We start from the raw sequence: 22451 nt of genomic DNA on the forward strand, positions 1-22451 counted from the left end.
TGATGCCCAGATCCGGGACCCCTAAGTGCGAGGCCCGGTTATCAATGCCTTGCCGAGGGACGGCTCTGACCGGCGGACATCAGCCCGCCGGTGAAGCCCGTCCCGTTGACGCAGGAACCCCAACGCCGACCAACCCAGCAGGGTGCGGCCGGCGGTAAGGACGCCCGAGAAGGGCGCTGTTGTACCACCCAACCGGGTTATACAACAGGCTGTAAGGCGCCTTTACCTAGCCTGCGCGACCATGACGACAACTCTGACGGCCGGTCGAACGCCTGCGTCCACGCGGGCGATGCTGAACAAGGTCCCCGAGATCACCATCTGGTTCTGGATCATCAAGATCCTGTGCACCACCGTGGGGGAGAGCTTCGCGGACTGGATCAACATGACACTCGGCGTGGGGCTGGAGAACACCTCCCTCCCCGTTGCGGACCTTACGGTCCTGCGCGAGATCACCCACGACTCGCTGGACAAGCTAACCGCGGGAGATCAAGCTGGTGCCACCGCGAGGATCACCGACCTCGAGACCACCTGGGACGACGATCACCCCAAACTCGAGCCACTTGACGGCAAGGCGTGGACCTTCCTCGACGGGCAGATCGACACGGTGCTCAGCGCGATGCGGGCCTCCCACAAAGACAAGGCCGCAGAGCAGACGGCGCTCACCGCGCTGCTCACCTCGCTGGGCAGTTCCTGACGAGGTTCCCACCTGACACGCATACCGTCCGGGCGGCGAACGTGATGCCCGGACGGCTGCGACGAATTCGCTGAGCTCCGACACGGACGTGTCCTGCGGATAGCCGTGCGCAAGTATCTCGTCCGTCGGGGCAGATGTCGCCCGCATCGTCCAGCGTGACAGGGGCTGATCGACGCCGCAGCAGCTGGTCATCGGCCTGGCCAATCACCTGAGATCCGGCGGGCACGCGCAGTCGCCGCTGCGGCGGATCGCGTTAAGGTGGCGACACGGATCATGCGGAACGGACGAATCTTGTGAGCGACGATCGGCCGCGGCGCGGTGCCGGGCAGCGGGAGGCAGAGATCCTCGCGGCTTTATGGGCAGCCGGGACAGCCTTGACCCCCGCACGGCTGGTGGCAGCCCTCGACGGCGAGCTCGCGTACAGCACCGTGCACGCGATCCTTTCTCGACTACACGACAAGGGTCAGATCGTCAAAGTCGGTGGCATTGGCCGGACTCGCTACGCGCCCGCAGTCGACGCCGCCACAGGGGCCGCCGACCGGATGCGGGCAGTGCTCGATTCCGTGCCTGACAGTCGGGAAGCGGTGCTGGCCAGGTTCGTGACCCGTTTGTCGCCGGCAGACGAAGCAGCCCTTCGGGCGGCACTTGAACAGGACCCGCCGTCATGAAGCTCGCCGTGTACGCGCCGCTGTTGGTGACCCTGCTCGTGTCGCTGGCCGGTGCGCAGCTCGCGCGGCGCCTGCGCCCGTAGGTGGGCGCCTGGGCGTTGACCGTGATCGTGGTCATGACCGCGGCGTCCAGCATGTGGGCGTTGGCGCTGCTGGCGGCCGCAGCGGTTGATGACACGCCGCTGCGCGGATGGATGGGCATGCGAGACGTTCCTGTCCCGGGTGTGGTCACCGTTGCCGCCGGCGTGCTGTTGGCCGTGGTCGGCGTGCGGGTGGGCAAGGCGAGTCGCCGATGGCGGGCCGACCGTCGGCAGTTGGTCTGGCTGCGTCGGTCATCCAACGAGCTGGTGGTTGTCACCGATGACGCGCCGATCGCGTTCGCCGCCTATCGGCGCATCGTGATCAGCACAAGAATGATCGATGTGTTGTCCCCGGGGCAGCGGCGGGTCGTGCTGGCGCACGCGCATCTGCGCGCTCGGCACCCGTTTGCCCTTCGGTTGGCCGACCTGGCGGTGGCCGTCAACCCGCTGCTGGCGGGGATCAGAGACGCGATCGGGTTGTTGTGCGAACGAGCCGCCGACGAATCCGCGGCGGCAGAGGTGCAAGACCGAAGGCTCGTGGCGCAGACGATCGGACTGGCAGCCTTGGCCTCACCGTCACGGGCGACCGTCGCGGGACTCGAGGGTTCCCTGGTCGTCGCCAGGATCGCAGCGTTACATGCCGAACCTCCACGCGCCCGGCGCACCGCAGCACCTGCAGCGGCTGTCATCTCGGCCGCGGTGCTCGCTGCATGCATCCAAGCGACCGTCGACTTTGTGATCCAACTGGATGCGCACCTGCCGTAGGTGTCGTAGAGCCAGGCGTCGGCATACAGGTCGACGTGCACGAGTTGGCGCAACCAGGTGAATTCCGTCGCCGGTCGCAGTCGACGGGCGAGAGGATCATGGGTGTGCACGTGGAGACCAGCGCTGGGATCGTTCTGGAGTACGAGGCGTTCGGGGACGCCGAGGACCCCACCGTTCTGTTGGTGATGGGATTCGGGGCACAGCTCCTGGCCTGGGATGAGCGGTTTTGCCGGCAGCTGGCCAGCCGCGGCCGGCACGTGATCCGCTACGACAACCGCGACTGTGGCCTGTCGACCAAGCTCGACGCGCGCCCGCTGGACATGCCGGCCTTCATCAGTGCCGTGACCGCAGGCGACCTGGACCTCGCTCGGTCGATGGCCGCCTATTCGCTGCACGACATGGCGGCGGACGGGATCGGGTTGCTGCACACTCTGGGCATTGATCGCGCTCACGTGGTCGGTTCGTCGATGGGCGGAGCGATCGCCCAGACCATGGCGATCGACTATCCCGAGCACGTGCTGACCTTGACCTCGATGATGTCCTCCACCGGCGAACCCGAATACGGCCAGGCCTCACCCGAGGCGCAACAGGTCCTGTTCGCGCCCCGCCCCGCAGATCGGGAAGGGTATGTCGCCTCAGCGGAGCGCGAGCTGATCTGGGCGTCACGACGCTACGGCGATCCGGCCGCACTGCGCGCCCTGGCCGCAGCAAGCTATGACCGCTGCTACTACCCAGCGGGCACGCCACGTCAACTCGCCGCTCTGGTGCTGAACGGCTCCCGCGCCGAGAAGTTGCGTGACCTTGCCGTGCCCACACTGGTTATCCATGGCCTGGACGACACGCTCATCGACGTCAGCGGCGGCCGGCGTACCGCCGAACTCGTCCCCGGCTCACAGCTGCTGCAAGTCGCGGACATGGGTCACGATCGGCCGCCCGCGCTGTGGCCACTCCTCATCGACGCGATCGCCGAGCACACCAGACCGGTAAGCCCCTCAGGCACACGTACCTCGGCATGAGCACGCGACTTGCCGCGTGAGCGTGCATGCCGGGCGATTCGATGGGCAGTGCTATCGCAGGTGAATACCCTGGCGGCTCGCGTAGCGCGCTCGGGACCGGTTCGGCACTCAGCTCGACGCTGCTGACCTCCCGGCGTTCGAGGACAACGCCGTTCTCGCCCGATCCGAGGTGTTAGATCGCGGGCTTGCCGGCGCCGGCCCGGCCGCGTTCAGCAGGCCGACCACGGTGCGGTCGACGCGGCTGCGGTCGATCGCGGACAACACCGAGCCGATGATCGCCACGCCGAGGGCGCCGCGAGCCGGCAGTCGGGAAGCCATGAAGGCGGGACCGTCCTTGCGCGCTGGATTCCAGTCGCTAGGCACACGGCGGTCCAGCGGACCCGCGACGCCGGGAAGCGCCACAGATGGCCGGGGCGTCAACCCTGGGTACCGAGGAACCCACGTTGACGCCCCGCCGCATCCAAGCCGCAAGATCAGATGTGCTCACTTGCCAGGGCCACACTGACCGGCCGGCGTCCAGCGATGCGCAAAGGCACCGCCGTCAGGACCACAACGGCTATCAGCGTGCCGGCAAGAATAGCCGCCAGCTGCGACGCGGGTGGGATGGTCAGTGTCGGCTCTTGGGCCAGCGCCCGGTACAGGTAGAGGCCCAACGGCACGCCACCGAGCATGGCTGGCAGGAGCTGTGCTGCGGTGATCCCGGCGCGGACCTGACGGGCGGTCGCGCCGAATGCCTGTGTCAATGCGATGGTGCGGTGCGCGTCGACGACCGTCGCCCACGCGATGAACAGCACATTGACGGCCGCGACGATGATGAGCAGGACCGTGATGACCCGGGTCAGGTCGGTCAGCCGTTGTGCCCGAGTCACCGGCCCGTCGGCGAGGTCGACGCCGGCGGTAGCGAAGATCGCCACGATGCCCGTGATCGCGCTGCGCCCGCAACGGCGTCGTCTCCTGGTGCCTGGGTCAGTCGCGACCGCCGGCAGGATCATCGCCGAACGCGCTCGCGTCGAACGACAGCAGCTCCCAGGAGTGACCATCCGGATCGTCGACGGCCCGGTTGTACAGCCAGCCCAGGTCCTGCGCCGGCCGGGGCTCGACCGCGCCGGCGGCCAGCGCCGCCTCGGCGAGCTGGTCCACCTCCTCCCGCGACCCGGCGGCCAGGGCGTTGATCACTTCGACCGCCCCCTGGGCGATCGGCCGCTTCGTGAAGTCCGCGAACTTTTCGTGGGTCATCAGCTGCACGGCGATCGCCTCGTTCAGCACGACCTGCGCCGACGTGTCGTCGGTGAACTGCGGATTGATCGTTCCGCCCAGCGCCGTGTAGACCCCCTTGCTCACCTCCAGGTCCGCGACCGGCAGGTTCACATAGATCTGCGTGTACGCCATCTCAGCGCCTTCCTTCAACGTCCTCGCGCGCCGGTGTTGTCCGGCCGCACCTGCAACGTTAGGGGCGTATCTCGGCGTCGGTCTTGTACAGAAGCGACAGCACCTCGCCGGGTTCGGGGCGCTGCAGCCGGGTCGCCGTGGAGCCCAGGAAGCGGATCAACGAGCGGGCCAGGTGCGGCTGGTCGTGGTATCCGACCTGCTGGACGACGTCGGTCGCGGTCCCGCCGTGGGCCAGGAGGATCGCCGCCTGCCGGGCCCGTTCGATCTGCCGGACCGTGCCCTGGGTCAACCCGGTCGCGGCCACCACCCGGCGCTGGACGGACCGCGGAGTGACCAGGGTCGTCGTGTCGCCCCGCAGCACGTCGGTGACCAGCGGGTCGCGTACCAGCAGCCCGGCCCGGACCAGGCGGTCCACGAAGATGTCGGCGTTGTCGTAGGTCGGCAGCTGCCAGTCGTCGCCCTGCAGAACGAACGAGCGCGCTGTCACGTGTGGGCTCTGCACCGCGGTGTCGACGAGGTCCGGAACCGGCAGCGGCCTCAGGTAGGCGCCGTGCCGGAAGATGATCCCGAAGGTCTCGCCGCCCAGGGGAACGTCGACCACCGCGGGCGTCGTCTCCGGACCTCGGACCGCCACGCTCGTGACGCCCCGGTGCCGCCAGATCACCAGCTCCCAGTTGGAGTTGGCCACCGACCGCATCCGGGCCGGCGCGGTCCCCGTCGTCTCGCCGGCCCGATAGAGCCGTTCGACGTACGGTGAGTCGGACGCGCGCTGCTCGACGCCGAGATCCTGATCCAGGTTCCGCCCGGTCGTCATGATCACAAACGTAGCATGACCAGGGAAAGGATCAGATCCCACAGCCAGCCCGACCCATGCCGCGACCGATGCGTCAGCACCGCTTCGCGATACGACGGTCGGCGAAGTCAGAAGCTGCGGGCGTATGGCATGGTGTGCCGTCAAACCGCAGTCATGCGGGCGCGTCCTCTGCGGTGTTGGACTGCGGCAGCTCATCAGCCAGGCGGGTCAGCTCTCCAGGAGGGTGAGGAAGGCGGACGCGGCCGGCGTACGGCTGAGGAGTCGGGAGACGACGTATTCGACGCGCATTGGTGCGTCGCGGACTTCGACCGTCACCACCCCGGCAAGCCGTGGCGCGTACGCCGAGGGCAGCAGGGCCACGCCGAGGCTCTGGCCGACAAGTTGGGCCATGAGGTCGGGGGTGGTCACCTCGAAGGCGACGTCGCGGGTGAGGCCTGCGGCGGTGAACGCCTGATCGGACTGGGCGCGCCCGGCTGTGCCCGCGGTGAAGTCGACGAACGGTTCGCCGGACAGTCGGCGCAGGTCGAGCGCTGGTTCCCGGGCGAGCGGGTGGTCGGGGCTGAGGACGGCGACCAGCCGATCGGTGGCGAGTTCGCGCGCTTGGACGCCGATCGGTTCGGCCGTGGTCGGCAATCCCAGGAAGGCCACGTCGATGACGCCTTCGCGCACCTGGTCGATCAGTCGCTCGCTGGCGTCCACCCGCAGCCGTACGTGTACTGAAGGGTGCCGTCGGCGAAAGTCGCGCAGGGTGGCAGGGACGTCGACCGCGGCGATGGTCGGGATCAGGCCGATGACCAGCCGGCCGCGTACGACGCCGACGGCGGCGGCGACCTCCGCAGCCGCACGTTCGGCCGCTTCCAGGCATTGGCGGGCAGCCGGCAGGAACGCGTCACCGGCGGGGGTGAGCCGGACCCGGCGGCTCGTCCGCTCGAACAGCTTCCCGCCAAGTTCACGTTCCAGGCGCGCGATCTGGTGGCTGAGCGCGGACTGCACCACCCGGCACTGTTGCGCGGCCCGGGTGAAACTGTTCGTCTCGGCGACCGCGACGACGTAGCGCAGCTGCTGCAACTCCATAGATCCATCTTGCTTCACGATGGATGTGGTGACAAACATGTGTTGGACTCATGGATCATGACGCGGCAAGACTGCGAGCATGTCGATCCACCCCGTACGCCCATCCTCGCCGGCTCGCGGCTGGCTGGGAGTCGCCGCCATCACCGCCAGCCTGTTCGTCTTCATCACCACCGAACTCATGCCCGTGGGCCTGCTCACCCCGGTGAGCACCAGCCTGAACGTCTCCGTGGGCATCGCCGGCCTGACGGTGACGCTCTACGGTGTGTCCGCCGGGCTCGGCGTACCGTTCATCGTCGCCTGGACGCGCCGGATCAACCGGCGCACTCTGCTGACCGCACTGCTCGCGGTATTGGTGCTGGGCAACCTGGTCACCTCGATCGCGCCCACCTTTGCCCTGCTACTGACGACCCGGCTGGTCATGGGATTCGCCAACGGCGTGTTCTGGGCCATCGGCGTGGGCATGGCGATGCGCCTCGTACCCGAACACCGGGCAAGCCGAGCGGCGGCCGTCACCCTGTCCGGCATCTCGATCGGCACGGTCGTGGGCATCCCGCTGGGCACACTCCTGGAAAGCATCACCGACTGGCGGTCCACGTTCCTGCTCTGGAGCGGCCTGAGCGCGTTGGCTCTGCTCTCCGTCGCGGTACTCGTCCCGTCTCTGCCCTCGGCAAACGCGGTTCCGGTACGCGAAGTCTTCGGACTGCCCCGCCACAACGCCCAACTGCGCCAGGTGATGCTGATCGTGATGTTGTTCGTGCTCGGCCACTTCGGCGCGTACACCTTCATCCGGCCGTTCGCGGAGACGACCGCCTCGGCGACGCCGGGCTTCGTCACCGCACTGCTGATCATCTACGGCCTCGGCGGCGCGGCGGGCAACTTCATCGCCGGCCACACCGTGACCCGGAACCTGCGCGCCAGCTTCACCGCCGCCTGCGCTGGGCTCGTCACAGCTGTCCTCGCGATGCTCATCATCGGCGACCAGCCCGCCGGCCTGATCGCGGCGGTCGTCCTGTGGGGACTGTCCTATGGCGCCATCAACCTGTGCCAGATCAACCTGACGCTCGCCGCCGCGCCCGGCACGTTCGAGGCCGCCATGTCGCTGAACACCATGGCGTACAACACCTCCATCGCCATGGGCGCGCTGATCGGCGGGCTGATCGCTGATCACTCCTCCTCGGGCGTACGCGCGGCGTTCTGGTTCGGCACGGCGCTGACCGCCGCTTCGCTCCTGGTCACGCTCGCCACCCGGCCACGGCGTACCCCCGTCGCGCAGATGTGATCGCACGGAGCGCGCGGCCGGCCGTGGCGAGCCGCCGGTTGCGTCCTGCAACGATCAGCGCCGACTGACCGGGCTCCTCAATGGTCATATCGCGAAGAGGGTCGGCCGCTACGCCACGCAGCTTGACCTGGAGCGCGCTCTAGGTGCCAGGCTGGCCACCATGACGACACGAAAACTGGGTCGTAGCGGCATCGAGGTCAGTGCTCTGGGCCTGGGCTGCTGGGCCATCGGGGGACCGCTGTGGGACGAGACCGGCCAGCCGTGGGGGTGGGGCGAAGCCGACGACGACGAGTCGGTCCGCGCCGTGCACCGCGCTCTGGACCTCGGCGTCACCTTCTTCGACACCGCCAGCAACTACGGTGCCGGGCACAGCGAACGGGTGCTCGGCCGGGCCCTGGCCGGGCGGCGTGACAGCGTGGTCGTCGCCAGCAAGTTCGGCTACACCTTCGAGGAGTCCAAGCGGCTGGCGATCGGCGACGATGGCACCCCGGCATACATGCTGAGCTGCCTGGACGGCATCCTCGCCCGGCTCGGCACCGACTACCTGGACCTGTACCAACTGCACCTTGGCGACCTACCGATCGAACAGGCACTGGACCTGGTGGACCCACTGGAGAAGCTGGTCGCCGAGGGCCGCATCCGCGCGTACGGCTGGAGCACCGACGATCCGGCCCGCGCCGCCGCTTTCGCCGAGGCGGGGCCGAACTGCACCGCTGTCCAATATGACCACTCGGTGCTGGCTGACAACGCGGCCATGGTCGAGGTGCTGGCTCGGTACGAGCTGGCCGGCATCAACCGTGGGCCGCTGGCGATGGGCCTGCTCACTGGCAAGTACCACGGCGTCGCGGGCCGGATCGGCGGCGACGATGTACGCGGGAAGTCGCCGCAGTGGCTGCGCTACTTCACCGACGGCGTGCCGTCGCCGGAGTGGGCTGCGCTGGTGGACCGGGTCCGGCAGGCGCTGACCGCCGACGGCCGGACGCTGACCCAGGGGGCGCTGGGCTGGCTGCTGGCCCGAAGCCCGTGGACGGTGCCGATCCCGGGCGTACGCACGGTGGCCCAGGCGGAGGAGAACTACGCGACCCTCGCCCTGGGGCCACTCTCGGAGACCGCATTCGTCGAGGTCGAGCAGCTATTGGCCGAGCTGCGCTGAAGTGAGCGGGCGCGGGCGCCTCGTGGCGCTCGCGCCCTAGTGCCGACGCCATGAATACACTGCTTACCGGGTTGGCCTCGACGTCCAGGCGATGCTGGAACGCCGTGGCGTCGGCGAGGCCGTCTGCGAACGGCGGGACTGGTAACCCACCGTCGGGAGCTGTCGAAGGCGCGGTCAACCGCCTGAAATCGAGGCCGCTCATTGGGATGCTTCGTGCCACAGATCCATTTCGGCTCGACTGCTCCGCCAGGAGAAGAAGGCGGTGACGAGCCCAGATAGCACGGCGATCGCACCGACGCCGATGCCGGTGTTCGCCAGGGAGGTCACGCCCGTGAGGGCCCGCCCGACGGCCAAGCTCACCAGCGTCGCTCCACCGAGCGCCAGCGCCCACCGCAGGCCGCGTCGCACCCACGTCCGGCGTATGCCCGCCCGTTGCAGCACCTGACGTTCATGCTCCACCAACTCCGCGAACCGGGATCCGATGGATTCCCGGAGCAACCCGACACCCGGTCCCTGGAGCTTCACCTGCTCCGCGATGGCGACCAGCTCGAGGTCCTGCTTGAGCATGGCCCGGAGCCGATACCGGCGGCGAGCTCGATTTATCGCGGGGGCTGCGGTGATGGCGAGACCCGCCCCGCCGAGCGCCAGTGCCGTCCAGTCAGCCATCCACATATGAAAGCACCGTTTAACCCGCCCTGGTTAGGGGTCCAGTACGTACTGTCTCGCGGATCCTTGGTCGCTGGCGAGGGCATGTGGCCGACTCTGCGGTCAGGTGCGTGGTCCGGTGCCGCCGTTCGGTGAAGACTGGCTCCTGGAAGTCGCCGACTCTTCAGGAGCGCACCATGTCATCCCTGTTCAGCAGACCGGAGCTTGACATTCGAGTACGCCTTTCGCCCAGCACCGGGGCGTGGCCGGTCTATGCCGAGATCGTGGTCGACCTCGAGCCGCTCGGGGACAGGACAAACGAGTTCGAGTTCGTCAGCCTGGCTCAATCGCTTCATGCCGAATTCGCTGCCGCGGTCGCTGCTGGCCTTCGCGATGAGCTGAACAGCCAGGTGGCAAGCAGAGGCTTGTCGTCTGTCTTCGAAGGTGCGGGAGTCCGGGCCACGCTGACCAGCGCCCACTCCCACGACGTCGATTCGAGCGTGTCAGCCTTCCTGACAGCGGCGCGCTTGGCCGTTGGCGCTGCCGTTGAGCGCCAACGATGACGAGAGGGTTCGCCGATCGCAACCGTCGGGTATGGCGCGTAGCCAGCCGACGTCTCGACGACGTCGAGTGTGGTCTGGTCGTGGCTGGCCAGCTTGTCGAAGCTGGTGGCTAGTCCACGCCAGTGCTTGCGCCGGTTGAACCCCGCGTTCGACCTGGTTGCATTTGCTGTAGGCGGCGCAGTCGAAGTTCGGCGGCCTGCCGCCGGCGCATCCGCGCCGCTTCCGGCGATCTGATCGTTGCGGTGGGGGATTGGCATCATCCGTCTGCGGACTGGTGCCGTTCTCAGGCGTCCGGTTCTGCCGAGATCCGTGCGCCGAAGTCAGCGCCTGAACGACGGGTCAAGGAGACGCGGCAGGTACCCGAGGGCTCCTGGACCTGCCACGCCGACACGGCGTTGATCTGCCATCCGTCCGTTGGCGACCTGTCTGACCTGACGTGCCCGCTGGCTGGACTCGCACTGCCCGATGGCGTCGGTTTCGGCCGCAAACCGGAGCGAGCCGTGCAGGCCGGCCACTACGCTTGACCTGTGAGGATCGACCTTGCCGGGCGGACTGCGCTCGTGACCGGCTCGACGCAGGGCATCGGCCTCGCCATCGTCCGCGGCTTGGCCGCTGCCGGAGCACGCGTCGGCGTCAACGGCCGGTCGGCCGATTCCGTCGACCGGGCGATCGACGAGTTACGCATGGTGTTGCCCGAGGCGGCGCTGGTGCCGGTGGTGGCCGACGTCGCTTCCGACGAGGGCTTCGCGGCAGCGGCCGAAGCGCTGCCCCAGGTGGACGTGCTGGTCAACAACCTGGGCATCTTCGAGTCGCGCCCCGCATTGGAGATCACCGACGCGGAGTGGCGCCAGTTCTTCGAGGTCAACGTCCTCGCCGCCGTGAGGCTGACCCGGCACCATCTACCCCGCATGTCGAGCCGCGGTTGGGGGCGGATCCTGTATATCGCCAGCGACTCGGCGGTCGTCATCCCGACCGAGATGATCCACTACGGCATGTCGAAGACGGCGCTGCTCGCCGTTTCCCGAGGATTCGCGAAGGAAGCATCCGGCACTGGCGTTACGGTCAACTCGGTCATCGCGGGGCCTACGCATACCGGTGGGGTGGAAGACTTCGTCTACCAGCTCGTCGATCGCGACCTGCCCTGGGAGGAAGCGCAGCGCGTCTTCATGAGGCAGCACCGGCCGCAATCGCTGCTGCAGCGATTGATCGAGCCGGAGGAGATCGCCAATCTTGTGACCTATCTCAGCTCACCGCTGTCCTCGGCAACGACCGGTGGTGCGGTGCGGGTCGATGGCGGGTACATCGACGCGATCCTGCCCTGACCCGCTCACGCACCGGAATCTTTCGGCATCGGGCCGCAACAACGCCCTCTCCTGCCGCGAAGCGGATGTTTCAGTGTCGGCTGTGACTGCGGACGCGAGCCAGGTTGGCGGCGCGCTGGTGTAGATCAACGGCTATGTGCGTCGGCCGTGCGCCTGACCCCTTGTGGTGTTCTGGCGCGGCGGTCAGCGGGAGTTGAAGCGCACGTCGTGGGTCGATGCATCCGGGACGGCGAATGCCAGCAGCCGCAGCCCCTCCTCGGTCAGCTCGTGAACGTCACGGGTCGGGATCTGGGCGAACGGCCGTACCACCAGGTAAGCCGACTTGCCTGACCGGGTGATCTTCCAGGTGCCTTGGGTGAAACCGTCGACCAGCACGACGCCCGGCACGACGCCCGGGGTGGCGAAAATGGCCTTCCGGTCGTCGTCATACATTATGCGTGCCCGGTTGTCGTGGGCCTGGAGCGCATTGTCGAACTCGGCCAGGTATCGGGCGGGCGCGGGTTCATCCTCGTCGGGCAGCCTCGCGTCGGGGAGGTCGAAGAGCTCCGCGCCATCCTCGCCGCGCAGGCGGACCAGGCCCAAGTTGACGTCCTCGACGATCTCGCTCAGTCCCGGCAGGCCTGACCATGCCCGTATGTCGTCGAGGGTCGCCGGGCCGTAGGCCGACAGGTACCACTCGACGAGGTCTGCCACGGTGGACGTCGAGGGGTGCGGGTGGTCGAGCCACGTAGACATCGTGGTCCAGGTGGGCTGGCCCACGGCGCCCCAGGTGCCGCCTGGCGGCATTGGGACTAGTGCTACCTCGGTTCGGGCGGCAGCGGTTAACGATGCCGCCGGGACGTCCGGCCAGCGGGCGGCCAGCTCGGCGCCGAGGTCGGCGATTGTTCGGGGGATGTCCTCAAGTAGCTCCCGGGTCACCCGAGCAACCTCGGTCAAGGACGCCCCACGTAGCCGCTCGCCATGCGTTGCCAGCAGTGCGTCGTGGAGGGCGGGCTGGACGACGTGGCGCAGGCCCGGTGCGTCGCGGGCGGCCACGAGCTGCGCGGTACCGTGCATGAGGGCCACGCGGACGACCTGCCGAGTCTCGATCAGCTCGGTGAGGTCCGCGAGCGCGAACTGGTCCAGACGCGACCACAGTCCAAAGTAGGGCGGGTTCGGCGCTTGTGCCTGAAGCCCGGCGACCCTCCCGATCGCTGTGAGAGGGTCCGTCGCCGATCGGTCCAGCAGGAGCTGGCGGGAGAGCAGGGCCCGGTTAAGGACGCGGCGGGTGATCATGCCCACGATCCTGCCACCCCGCCGGGCAGCGTTTCGGTTGAACAGGGTGTGTTCTCGGCATTGCGCAAAGGCGACACCATTCACGGCGTACGCAGGCGGCCACGATGGCCGTGGCCACCGCGGTCAGGACGACCCCGTATCGGCGCGCTGTCGCCGATCGAATATCGCATCGAACGGAAGGTGGCCGAACTCGGCCATGTACCTGCTGGAATGGCTGACGTGGCAAACGATCGTGAGCTGGCGATTGCTAGCGCGGCGAGCTATCTGCAGTGAACGCCCAGAATCATTGCCGGTCCGGCGACCCTGCGGGGGCCAAGGCGGCGACGGTACTGGCGTAGCAGACGATGATGTGGCCTTGCGGGTCGACCGCCACCGCTTGGACCCAGCAGGGAAAGTAGACGCTTTCGCCGATCTGGTCGCCAGTCGCGAGGTCCCACATTGACACGGAGGCGCCCCGCGCCGCCACCATCACAGGCTTGCCGTTCAGGTTCGCGGTGGCGACAGCTTGTGCGTCATGGGTGAACTCCCGGCCCGGTTGCATGGTGGCAAGGTTCCACGCCTGGACAGACTGGTTGCCGCTGCTCCTGATGAGTACCGCCGGGTTAGTCTCGGTGACGGCTAGGGGTTCGACATATCGGCCGTTCGGGATGTCGTGCGCGGCGATCTCGCGGTTGGTGGCGAGGTCCCGGACGCGGATGGTGCCGCTCCAGCCTCCAGTGATCGCAACTGCTTGGCCGTTGACGACGCCGGTCACCATGCCGCTCATGGGCCGGCGCTGCTTGGCCAGCGGCTTGCCGACCTCCTTGCCGGTCGACAGGTCCCACACCCGTATGGCCCGGTCGTGGCTTGCGGTGACGGCCACCGGGCGCCCACCCACCATCGTGGTCGCCACCGCGAGGACCTTGTCGCTGTGGCCCTCGATCGTGCCGATCTGCTTCGCGGTCGGGACGTCCCAGATCCGCACCGTCAGGTCATCGCCGCCGGAGACTGCCACGTGACGGCCATCCACCACCGTGGTCGCGACCGCATGCACCGTGTCGGTGTGTCCGGTGAACGGCTCACCGACCGGCTGCCCGGTGGGGCAGCTCCACATCCGAACGGTCCGGTCCGTGCTGGCGGTGAACGCCACCGATCGGCCATCGACCATCGCGGTGGTGACCGCGTTGATGGTCCCGGAGTGGCGGGCGTCGCGCACACCATGATCGGCGGCCAGGTCCCACACCCGCACCGTGCGGTCGTCGGAGGTGGTGACGGCCACCGGACGACCGTTCAGTACCGCGGTCTCGATGGTCGACACAGCACCGCTATGGCCGGTGAGGGGTTCACCTAACTGCGTACCGGTGGCCAGGTCCCATAACCGGACCGTGCCGTCGTCGTCGCCGGACAGGGCCACCGGGTGGCCGTCCACCACCGCAGTCGCGACCGCGAGAACCAGGTCGGTGTGACCGACGAGGGGTTCGCCGAGCGATTCTCCGGTGAAGAGATCCCAGACCCGTACCGTGTGGTCGAACCCGCCGGTCACGACGACCGGACGGCCGTCCAAGGTCGCGGTGGCCACCGCCCGGATCTCGTCGGTGTGCCCGGTCAGGGGCCGGCCGATCTGTGCTCCCGCCGCGACGTCCCAGATCCGTGCGGTGCGGTCGGCACTGCCAGATAACGCTATCAAGCGACCGTCCACCACAGCGGTGGCCACCGCCCACACCGCACCGGTGTGGCCTGTCAGCGGCTGACCGATCCGGCAACCGGCCGTGAGGTCCCAAGCCTGCACCGTCCGGTCGCGGGCGCCGGTCACCGCCACGGGACGGCCGTTCAGCTCGCCACGCGCCACTGCGAACAGCCAGTCGGTGTGACCGGTCATGGCACCGCCGACTTGGTGGCCGGTGGCCGGATCCCACATCCGCACCGTCTGGTCGTCGCTCGCGGTCACGATCACCGGGCTCCCTTGTACGACCGTCATCGTCACCGCCAGCGACCGATCCATCGGCCCGGGAAACGACCGGTGCAGTTGGCCGGTGGTGAGGTCCCACACCCGTACCTGCCGGTCATCGCTCACGGTCGTAGCCATCAGCCGCCCGTCCACCAGCCCGGTGGCGACGTCGCGCATCCCCGCGAGTTGCTCGATGCGCGGGGAACCGACAGCAGGGCAGCACAGCAACTCCCGCGAAGAATTGCTTACCCACCGCACGACCCATTCAGTGGCGGTCACCGGCGCATCTCCGTCCAGGATCTTGGAAAATCTGGGCCAGCATAAGCCATACCGCACTAATCTGCCCGACTCGCCGCCAACCGAGTAATCGACGACGCCGTATGTGTGCCACCTCCGAAACGCCGCAGCGATGGCGTCCACCACCGCAACCTCGCCCTGGCAGAATCGATCGGCATGAGCACCGTGTGGGCTCCGGCGGGACAGCCCGACACCTCCTCCTACAACCCGCTGTGGTGCGCGCAGAGTGATCGCTATCTGTACGTGGCGCTCGAAGGCCCGCACCCGCCATCGCCCGAGGTCGTGCCAGGGAAGGTGCCAAAGCTGAGCCACATCGTGATCCGCGGCGACTCCGGCTGGACACCAGAAGACGGGTTCGGATCATCAGGACCGGCCAACCTGCGGTACCTGACCACTGATCGCTACCTGCACGCCGGCTTCTACACGCCTCCTCCGGCCGATGTCCGCCGTCTGCAGATCGCCTTCGTCGACCCCGACGAACGACCGCAGTTTTCGACCGACTACCTGCGTGTATCGGCGGCCGAGCCGGTCTCCGGGACGTGGCAGACTCGCCGGCCGCTACCCGACGGCTTCCAGCTGCTGGGCGCTGGCTGTGGCAAGGACGTCTTCTATGCCTACGTTGAAGGCCCCTTTGATCCGGCGGTTGAGCTGGCCGATCCCATCGAATGGCAGTCGACCTTTCGCTTTCCCGACGATCTGCCCCAACCGCGCCCGGACGCCGTTTACCTGTCTCGGACCGGCAGCCGGCAGGCATCGACTCGCGCGACGGTTATGTTCCGCGTCCCGCTCGGTGGGCGCGATCCGGACGCGTTCACTGCACATGTGACCGAGCCCGAAAGCGGCGGCTTGGTTCTCGATCTCGACGCGTATCGCGTGTGAATCTGGCCTCACCGATCCGCCGACGCGTCGGGCACCGGGCTGGCCTTGGCCGGATCCCAGCGCTGGCTGAACGCGGTGAGGCTGCGGTCCGCCTCGCCTTCAGCACACCGACGGCGCCTACTCGCCCTGCCGAGTCCCTCCAAGGCTGCCTCATCGACGCGGACCATCGCGCCAGGTGTTTGCAAGGCGGCGCCCCACGAGATGACCCCGGCGACGGCCAGGACGGTGGCCCGCCTGCCGGTGGCCGCGCCGACCAGGAACGCGATCCGGCCCACTACAGCAACGAGAGCGTCAACGGGACGATGGCGAACGCGACGGTCATCAGCCTCCCGCTGCGCTGTCTCGGCCGCGGGGGAGTAGGTCGGAGTCAGGGCCTGGTCAGCGAATCTTCGATCTGGGCCAGTGCCTTCGTGAGAGTCGCATAGCCGGCGGCGGAAAGGTATCCGTCGGAGCGGAGCCGTCCGACGGTCTCGCCGATGACTCGCAGCCGGTCCCGCCCCGGCCCGAGATTGCCGCCGGACAGGGCGCGCCTGGCATCGCGGACGAGCCGGTCGAGCGACCTCGCCGCGCCCGAGTCGAGCTGACCGGCGTGGTCGAGCTGCCTGATGGTGGTACGCAGCGCGCTGGTGAGCTGCACGGCCCGGCTGATGGCGACCTGCGTTGACGACGACTTGGCGGGGGTCGGGGACGGTGCCGGGGACGCCGAGGTCCCAGGCGACGCGGTGGCCGGCGGGTCGTCCACGGCGGTGGCCGATGCGATGGGTGTGAACCCCTCCGGGCGGTGTTGCGGCGTACCCGCGGACAGCTGGAGGCCCAGAACGACGCCGAGCACCACGATGACTGCCCCCACTGCCAGTATTGGCAGCAACCGGCGTGTGGCAGGCGGATCCACGGCATGTCGGCCGCGTCCGGATCGAGCCGCGTCGACCAGCGCGGGATGGTCGTCGTGGGGCGGATCGGCGAACACGCTCGATATGGTGCCAGAGCTCCGCGTGGGCCACTGTCGGAATACGTCAGGGCGGGCACTCGGTAGCAGTCAGCCCGGTCCGCGTGTCAACGGCTGATTCAGCGTGCTGAATCCGCAATGTCGGACTCAGCACCTTCGGGCCTTGACGAGCGAAAACAGGCTCCTCAAATGTGACGACGCTCACGATCATGGTGGAACATTTGGCTGTCGGATGGGCCCCGAGCAGGGTCGACGGATCGCCGTGCCGTCCCCTCGGGCCCGGAGTGTTCGACGAACGGAGACCCCGCCGTGACCCGACCTTGGCACGACCTGACTGACGAACCTGAGACGAGCTACTTCGGCGAAGACTCGGACCGACTCGACGAAGATCGCCTCTTTGCCGATCAACCGCGGGAGATCGCCTCGCATCGCCGTTCGACCGGCTCGAAGCGTCGGCGCGTGCTCGTCGCCTTGTTCGGCGTCACCCTGGTCATCGCAACGGGCGTAGTGATCGCCGCTCGGCAGTCGCACTCCGAACCGGCCGCCGACCTGAACAGGGGTTTCGACCCCGCCTCGCGCAGCGGCTCCCGGATCGACGGCTTGCCGACGCCGTCGAGCAGCACCGACATGAGCCTGGCGCCGCCGCCCACGCTGAGTCCGTCGGCCCGTCTGTCGCCGATGTCTTCGCCGAGCCCGGCGGGGGCCGGATCGAGCCCGACGCAGTCGTCGTCGCCGACCCGTGTGACAGCGCCGGCCACGGCGACGACCGGCTCGCCCAGCAGCCAGCCGAGCATCAACGCGTATATCACCGGCTATTCGTACTTCGACAACACGCCGCCGGGTTCGGCCGATCTCGCCAACCCCGTCCTGCACGACCAGGCGGGCGGGACAGGCACGTATGCGGACCCGATCACGGTCGCTGTCGGCCATTCCGTCACCGGAGGCCAGGACGTTCTGGACTGGCCCGCGGGCACGAGGTTCTACATCCCGAACCTGCGGCGGTACTTCGTCGTCGAGGACACCTGCGGTGACGGCTCGACCCCGCAGGACGGCCCCTGCCACACCGGCTACCCCTCGTCCGCCACGACCTGGCTCGACATCTGGATCGGTGGACAGGACGGTTCGGAAAGCGGCGCGGCGACATGCGTGGACGCCATCACGGGCACCTGGGCCGTGCTGGTGAACCCGGTGTCGACCTACGCCACGATCGCCGGCAACGTCTACGGCTCTGCGGGGTGCACCACCCAGTACGGCAACACCGCGATCACCGGATAGCCGCCCGCGCCAGGGAGAGTGGCAGTCGCGTTGTTCGATCCGCCCGTCCCGCCACCGGGTCAGCTCGCCGTCTACAACGCGCTGGCCGGCCCGAAGACGCCCCACGGATCCGTTCTGACGCACAGGCCTCACCCGTACCACTGACGCTGATCGCCGCGATTGCCGCGGCCGCTGCCGTCCTCGTGACGATCGCGGGACGGGCTCGGTTCACCACCGGCCCCACGACGGTTCTTCATCCTCGCTGACATCCGCGCAGCCAAGACGTCACCGAGCGGCGTGGGCTGTCGGGCAGGCCTCCCGCGTGGCAGACTCGAACTGTGGCCGCACAGGATGAATCCTGGCGCGTAGAAGCCGACGGCGAGTGGCTGGCACGCCATCAGTCTCGGGCGATGGCCAAGGTCCAGCGCCACTTCAGCCGCATCCTGATCGCCGGCGACGCCATCAGCAACGCGGAGCTCGGCCCGTTCGGCGGTGCGCCGCGGAATCCAAGTCTCCGCCCGGTGCCTTCACGCTACGCGGTGATCCGGCATGTCGTCGCTGTGTACGCGTACACGTCGGTTCGTCTGATGCTCGAGTACTGCCAGCGCTGTGGACGGCCTATGCAAGAGGCGCACCATGTGGCGACGGTCCGGGCTGACGGCGTGCGGCTGTCGCTCGGCGCGGTCCGCAGTTGCCGCAGTTGCAACAGCGATTCGTGGCTGTTCCGCTCGCACATGCCGGCCGGCGACAAGGCGCGGCGGCAGGCGCTCAAGACCGTGCTCTGAGCAGCACAATCATAGGTTGAAGCCAGGTCGAGAGAATCCTCCGCAGATCACCGATGGGCAACGACGGCCGCCTCGGCTCCACCTGCACGAGTTCGCCTTCACCGCGCCGCCCCGATCGGCGAGATCCCCCGTGGCGAACCGGCCGATGTGATCCAGGATGCTTGGCCGGCCCGCGCCTCCGCTCGCCGGGCGGCCGGGTGGCGCAATGATCAGGTGACCTGCGACCGGATCGGCAGCGGACAGTAGCCGTCCCATTGTTAGGGACAAGGTCCCGGACGGTTGATGCCGTTCGCGAACGCCAGGTCAGCGCTCGACGCTCACGCCTCAGGGGGTGACCCGGGCATTCGGCGACCCCTCAAACGCCGCTCACTCGGTCTCGTCAGGACTAGACATCTCACCCTCAGGTCTAGACCACAGTGCGTTTGGTGCGGAATCTTTCGTCACGTATATACGCCAATATCAAGCTAAAGCGGGCAGCTTCCGGCGCCTAGCCTTGACCTCTCGTCAGTCCACGTTCGATGATCCGACGCGACGTCAGCAAGATTCGGACTGGCCAGGACTAGACCACATTTCATCAGGTACCGGTTGAGTCCGTCCCGTTCGCTGTCAGGAGTGCAGCGCGGTTTCACCGCAGCCTCATCGCCCTCGACTCCGTGCACATCCTGCCGTGGTCGGCCCGTGCTCAGGCCACACGGTTCCTGCTAGGAGAGGCTTCCATGACGACCGACAGTCCATTGTCCCGCCGCGCCTTCCTCGGCTCGGCTACCGCCGCGGTCGCCGCCGCACCGTTCCTGCTCGGCGAGACCCAGGCGGCAGCCAGTTCCCTCACGGTCAACGACCGTTCACTGCCCTCCGTTCTCTCCGTGATCCCCCGCCCGGCCATGCTGACGCCGACCGGTGGGCCCCCTTTTCAGCTCACACCGCACACCGCGATCGTGGTACGCCATCCCGATCCGGCGGCCCGGCAAGCGGCGGAGCAGTTCGCGGAGTTGCTGCGCCGTTCCACCGGATTCCCGCTGCCCGTGCAGGGTGAAGGCGGTAGCCCGCAGGCCATTCTGTTCGCGGTCAGCGACGAGCCGACCGGAGCGGAGGGATACCGGCTTGACGTGACCCCCGGCCTGGTGGCGATTCGGGCCACCGCGGCGGCGGGGCTGCACTACGGCGCGCAGTCCCTACGCCAGCTGCTGCCACCGGAGATCGAGTCGACCACCGTCCAGGCCCGGCCCTGGCCGATCCCGGCCGTGCACATCGTCGACGAGCCTCGCTTCGTCTGGCGCGGGGCGATGCTCGACGTGGCTCGGCATTTCTTCGGCGTGACCGAGGTCAAGCGCTTCATCGACGTGATCGCCGCCTACAAGATCAACCGCTTGCACCTGCACCTGAGCGACAGCCAGGGCTGGCGACTGGAGATTCCCAGCTGGCCGCGGCTGGCCACGTACGGTGGCAGCACCGAGGTCGACGGCACGCCGGGCGGCTACTTCACCCAGGCGGACTACCAGGAGATCGTCGAGTACGCGGCTCAGCGCTTCATCACGGTGGTGCCGGAGCTGGACATGCCCGCCCACGTGAACGCCGCTCTGGCCAGCTATCCCGAGCTGAACGAAGACGGTGTCGCGCCGGCGCTGTACACCGGATACAAGGGCATCCAGGTCTCGCTGGCCATCGACAAGGACATCACCTACCGGTTCGCCGAGGACGTCCTCACCACGGTCGCCAGCCTCACGCCAGGCCCATACCTGCACATCGGTGGCGACGAGGCCCTCGCCACCGCCGCCGCTGACTACCGGCTGTTCATCAACCGGATCCAGCAGATCGTCCAGACGCTGGGCAAGCAGGTGGTCGGCTGGGAGGAGATCAACACCGCCGACATCGCCTCGGGGACGCACGTGCAGTACTGGGCTGACGTCAAGAAGGCACGCGCCGCCGTCGCCAAGGGCGGCAAGCTCATCATGTCGCCGTGCAAGCAGGCGTACTACGACCAGCAGTACAACGCGGACACCCCGGTCGGGCTGAACTGGGCCGGTTACACCGACGTCCAGGACGCCTACAGCTGGGACCCGGGCAGCTATATCGCGGACGTGAGCGAGACGGATGTACTCGGTCCCGAAGCACCACTGTGGACCGAGAACATCCGCACCGACGCCGAGGTCGAGTTCATGACGTTGCCCCGGATGCCCGGACTCGCCGAACTCGGCTGGTCACCGGCCGCCGGGCGCTCCTGGGACGAGTACCGCTACCGCCTCGCCGCGCAGGAACCGCGCTGGACCGCCATGGGCGTCGGCTACTACCGCTCGACCGAGGTGCCGTGGCAATGACCATCACACGACTAACTGCCATCCGGCCGCTGCTGTGCGCGAGTGTGCTGATCCTTTCGACGGTCGGCTGGTACGCCGACGCCAACGCCGATACCGGCGCCGCTTCTCCTGCGGCGGTGGCTCCGGGTGACCCCCCGGGTCTGCATGCGGTGACGACGTGGGCGGCCGGCGTACAGAGCACGACGGGTCCGACGACCGGTCAGACGGTGCGCAACATCATCCATACCAGCGTCGGTGGTGTCGGTCTCCGGCTGAAACTGTCCAATGTCGAGGGTGACGCACCCGTCGTCTTCGACGCGGCGTACGTCGGGATACCGGATCAGGGCGCCGCCCTGGTCGCCGGTTCCAACCGGCGGCTCACCTTCGGCGGACGGTCCGAGGTCACCATCCCGCCCGGTGCCGAGGTGCTCAGCGATCCGCTGCCCGGTCGTGTCCCAGCCGCGTACGACCTCGCGGTCAGTGTGCACATCGCCGCGATGGGGCAGGTCGCGACCGGCCACAACATGTACCGCACCCAGACCTCGTACCTGTCCACCCCCGGCGATCATGCCGCCGACGAGTCGCCGCAGGCGTTCACCACACCGATCACCCGTTGGTTCTGGCTCGCGGCTGCCCAGGTGGACCCGGTCCCACAGGTCGGCACCCTGGTCGCCTTCGGGGACTCGATCACCGACGGCTACGGCTCCAGCGTCGACACCAACCACCGCTGGCCAGACTTTCTGGCCCAGCGCATCCTCGCCGAGCCGCCGCCGCTCCAACTGGGCGTCGCCAACGTCGGCATCTCCGGCAACGAGCTCCTCAGGGACGGCAAGGGGGCCAGCGCGCTCGCCCGCTTCGCCCGCGACGTCCTCGACCAGCCTGGCGTACGGACCGTCATCCTGATGGAAGGCGGCAACGACATCGGCGCGGGCAACGCCACCGCCGAGCAGCTCATCGCCGGTGAACGCGAGCTGATCGCCCGCGCTCACGCGCAGGGCGTGTGCATCCTCGGCGCCACGCAGACGCCGATGGAAGGGTCCGGCTACTACTCTCCGGAACATGAGGCGGTACGCGAGGAGTTCAACGCGTGGATCCGCGGCAGCGGCGAGTTCGACGGGGTCATCGACTTCGACGCGGTGACCCGCGACCCGCAGCGTCCGACCCGGTTTCTGCCGGCCTTCGACGGTGCCGGGCACCTGCACCCGAACGACGCCGGCTACCAGGCCATGGCCGACGCGATCCCGCTGAGCGACCTGAGCTGCAACCGTTGACCACACCCGCCAGGACGCCGTGAGGCGGCCGGGCTGGGCTCGGCGCCTGCGCCGAGCCCAG

General features: G+C 68.2%; 23 protein-coding genes and 1 pseudogene. 13 read left to right on the plus strand and 11 right to left on the minus strand.

The genetic code is table 11. The features are described 5' to 3' along the window. The first annotated feature begins 241 nt into the window (after positions 1-241). The 4 genes from AB0M47_RS15460 (at position 242) to AB0M47_RS15475 (ending at position 3223) form a co-directional block, all read left to right on the plus strand. Positions 242-694, plus strand: a complete 453-nt coding sequence (locus AB0M47_RS15460; protein ID WP_363413201.1) for a hypothetical protein — start codon at positions 242-244, stop codon at positions 692-694. 293 nt (positions 695-987) lie between these two features. Further along, complete coding sequence (locus AB0M47_RS15465) at positions 988-1362, plus strand: BlaI/MecI/CopY family transcriptional regulator (RefSeq protein ID WP_363413204.1); 375 nt, start codon at positions 988-990, stop codon at positions 1360-1362. 98 nt (positions 1363-1460) lie between these two features. Next, complete coding sequence (locus AB0M47_RS15470; protein ID WP_363413207.1) at positions 1461-2207, plus strand: M56 family metallopeptidase; 747 nt, start codon at positions 1461-1463, stop codon at positions 2205-2207. A 104-nt stretch (positions 2208-2311) separates the two neighbouring features. Continuing rightward, positions 2312-3223 carry an alpha/beta hydrolase gene (locus AB0M47_RS15475; protein WP_363413209.1) on the plus strand — a complete coding sequence of 304 codons (912 nt, stop codon included), beginning with the start codon at positions 2312-2314 and terminating at the stop codon, positions 3221-3223. Between the two features lie 108 nt (positions 3224-3331). Here AB0M47_RS15475 and AB0M47_RS15480 read toward each other — a convergent pair whose 3' ends face one another. The 5 genes from AB0M47_RS15480 to AB0M47_RS15500 form a co-directional block, all read right to left on the minus strand. Continuing rightward, positions 3332-3541 carry a hypothetical protein gene (locus AB0M47_RS15480; protein ID WP_363413211.1) on the minus strand — a complete coding sequence of 70 codons (210 nt, stop codon included), beginning with the start codon at positions 3539-3541 and terminating at the stop codon, positions 3332-3334. 155 nt (positions 3542-3696) lie between these two features. After that, entirely contained in the window at positions 3697-4215 is a 519-nt protein-coding gene (locus AB0M47_RS15485; protein WP_363413214.1) for an FtsX-like permease family protein, read from the minus strand. Further along, positions 4190-4612, minus strand: a complete 423-nt coding sequence (locus AB0M47_RS15490; protein ID WP_363413217.1) for a VOC family protein — start codon at positions 4610-4612, stop codon at positions 4190-4192. The genes AB0M47_RS15485 and AB0M47_RS15490 overlap by 26 nt, the downstream gene beginning before the upstream one ends. Before the next feature lie 58 nt (positions 4613-4670). Next, the gene (locus tag AB0M47_RS15495) at positions 4671-5426 is read right to left on the minus strand and encodes a helix-turn-helix domain-containing protein (protein WP_363413220.1); all 756 of its coding nucleotides are present in this window, start codon (positions 5424-5426) and stop codon (positions 4671-4673) included. Between the two features lie 207 nt (positions 5427-5633). Further along, positions 5634-6500 carry a LysR family transcriptional regulator gene (locus tag AB0M47_RS15500; protein ID WP_363413223.1) on the minus strand — a complete coding sequence of 289 codons (867 nt, stop codon included), beginning with the start codon at positions 6498-6500 and terminating at the stop codon, positions 5634-5636. 79 nt (positions 6501-6579) lie between these two features. Between AB0M47_RS15500 and AB0M47_RS15505 the strand changes: the two genes are divergently transcribed. Both AB0M47_RS15505 and AB0M47_RS15510 read left to right on the plus strand, forming a co-directional pair. Then, on the plus strand, positions 6580-7779 hold the full coding sequence (locus tag AB0M47_RS15505) for an MFS transporter (RefSeq protein ID WP_363413226.1): 1200 nt from the start codon (positions 6580-6582) through the stop codon (positions 7777-7779). Positions 7780-7939: 160 nt separating this feature from the next. After that, positions 7940-8932, plus strand: coding sequence for an aldo/keto reductase (locus tag AB0M47_RS15510; RefSeq protein WP_363413229.1), 993 nt, complete (start codon positions 7940-7942; stop codon positions 8930-8932). Between the two features lie 198 nt (positions 8933-9130). On the opposite strand, the gene AB0M47_RS15515 is transcribed toward AB0M47_RS15510, so the two are convergent. Further along, positions 9131-9598 carry a hypothetical protein gene (locus AB0M47_RS15515; protein ID WP_363413232.1) on the minus strand — a complete coding sequence of 156 codons (468 nt, stop codon included), beginning with the start codon at positions 9596-9598 and terminating at the stop codon, positions 9131-9133. Positions 9599-9774: 176 nt separating this feature from the next. Here AB0M47_RS15515 and AB0M47_RS15520 point away from each other — a divergent pair, with 176 nt between their 5' ends. Then, positions 9775-10140 carry a hypothetical protein gene (locus tag AB0M47_RS15520; protein WP_363413235.1) on the plus strand — a complete coding sequence of 122 codons (366 nt, stop codon included), beginning with the start codon at positions 9775-9777 and terminating at the stop codon, positions 10138-10140. Between the two features lie 86 nt (positions 10141-10226). Here the strand turns inward: AB0M47_RS15520 and AB0M47_RS15525 are convergent. Beyond that, a pseudogene (locus AB0M47_RS15525) lies at positions 10227-10377 on the minus strand (IS5/IS1182 family transposase); the annotation flags it as partial. A gap of 323 nt (positions 10378-10700) precedes the next feature. Between AB0M47_RS15525 and AB0M47_RS15530 the strand changes: the two are divergent. Beyond that, positions 10701-11462 carry an SDR family oxidoreductase gene (locus AB0M47_RS15530; RefSeq protein ID WP_363413237.1) on the plus strand — a complete coding sequence of 254 codons (762 nt, stop codon included), beginning with the start codon at positions 10701-10703 and terminating at the stop codon, positions 11460-11462. 183 nt (positions 11463-11645) lie between these two features. Here the strand turns inward: AB0M47_RS15530 and AB0M47_RS15535 are convergent, their stop codons facing one another. Both AB0M47_RS15535 and AB0M47_RS15540 read right to left on the minus strand, forming a co-directional pair. Beyond that, a complete protein-coding gene (locus AB0M47_RS15535) occupies positions 11646-12737 on the minus strand; it encodes a winged helix DNA-binding domain-containing protein (protein ID WP_363413240.1) in 1092 nt (363 codons plus the stop codon). 283 nt (positions 12738-13020) lie between these two features. Next, on the minus strand, positions 13021-14943 hold the full coding sequence (locus tag AB0M47_RS15540) for a WD40 repeat domain-containing protein (protein WP_363413243.1): 1923 nt from the start codon (positions 14941-14943) through the stop codon (positions 13021-13023). A 174-nt stretch (positions 14944-15117) separates the two neighbouring features. On the opposite strand from AB0M47_RS15540, the gene AB0M47_RS15545 reads away from it, so the two are divergent. Beyond that, complete coding sequence (locus tag AB0M47_RS15545) at positions 15118-15840, plus strand: hypothetical protein (RefSeq protein ID WP_363413246.1); 723 nt, start codon at positions 15118-15120, stop codon at positions 15838-15840. 8 nt (positions 15841-15848) lie between these two features. Here the strand turns inward: AB0M47_RS15545 and AB0M47_RS15550 are convergent, their stop codons facing one another. Both AB0M47_RS15550 and AB0M47_RS15555 read right to left on the minus strand, forming a co-directional pair. Next, the gene (locus AB0M47_RS15550; RefSeq protein ID WP_363413249.1) at positions 15849-16115 is read right to left on the minus strand and encodes a hypothetical protein; all 267 of its coding nucleotides are present in this window, start codon (positions 16113-16115) and stop codon (positions 15849-15851) included. Between the two features lie 92 nt (positions 16116-16207). Continuing rightward, on the minus strand, positions 16208-16690 hold the full coding sequence (locus AB0M47_RS15555) for a hypothetical protein (RefSeq protein ID WP_363413252.1): 483 nt from the start codon (positions 16688-16690) through the stop codon (positions 16208-16210). A 555-nt stretch (positions 16691-17245) separates the two neighbouring features. Here AB0M47_RS15555 and AB0M47_RS15560 point away from each other — a divergent pair. From AB0M47_RS15560 to AB0M47_RS15575, 4 genes are all read left to right on the plus strand, one after another. Beyond that, on the plus strand, positions 17246-18061 hold the full coding sequence (locus AB0M47_RS15560) for a hypothetical protein (RefSeq protein ID WP_363413254.1): 816 nt from the start codon (positions 17246-17248) through the stop codon (positions 18059-18061). A 317-nt stretch (positions 18062-18378) separates the two neighbouring features. Continuing rightward, entirely contained in the window at positions 18379-18825 is a 447-nt protein-coding gene (locus tag AB0M47_RS15565; RefSeq protein WP_363413257.1) for a hypothetical protein, read from the plus strand. Positions 18826-19541: 716 nt separating this feature from the next. Continuing rightward, entirely contained in the window at positions 19542-21140 is a 1599-nt protein-coding gene (locus AB0M47_RS15570; protein ID WP_363413260.1) for a beta-N-acetylhexosaminidase, read from the plus strand. Further along, a complete protein-coding gene (locus AB0M47_RS15575) occupies positions 21137-22390 on the plus strand; it encodes an SGNH/GDSL hydrolase family protein (RefSeq protein ID WP_363413262.1) in 1254 nt (417 codons plus the stop codon). The genes AB0M47_RS15570 and AB0M47_RS15575 overlap by 4 nt, the downstream gene beginning before the upstream one ends. Positions 22391-22451 lie beyond the last annotated feature (61 nt).

Origin of the sequence: Hamadaea sp. NPDC051192 (assembly GCF_040682475.1) — a bacterium.
Classification (GTDB): domain Bacteria; phylum Actinomycetota; class Actinomycetes; order Mycobacteriales; family Micromonosporaceae; genus Hamadaea; species Hamadaea flava.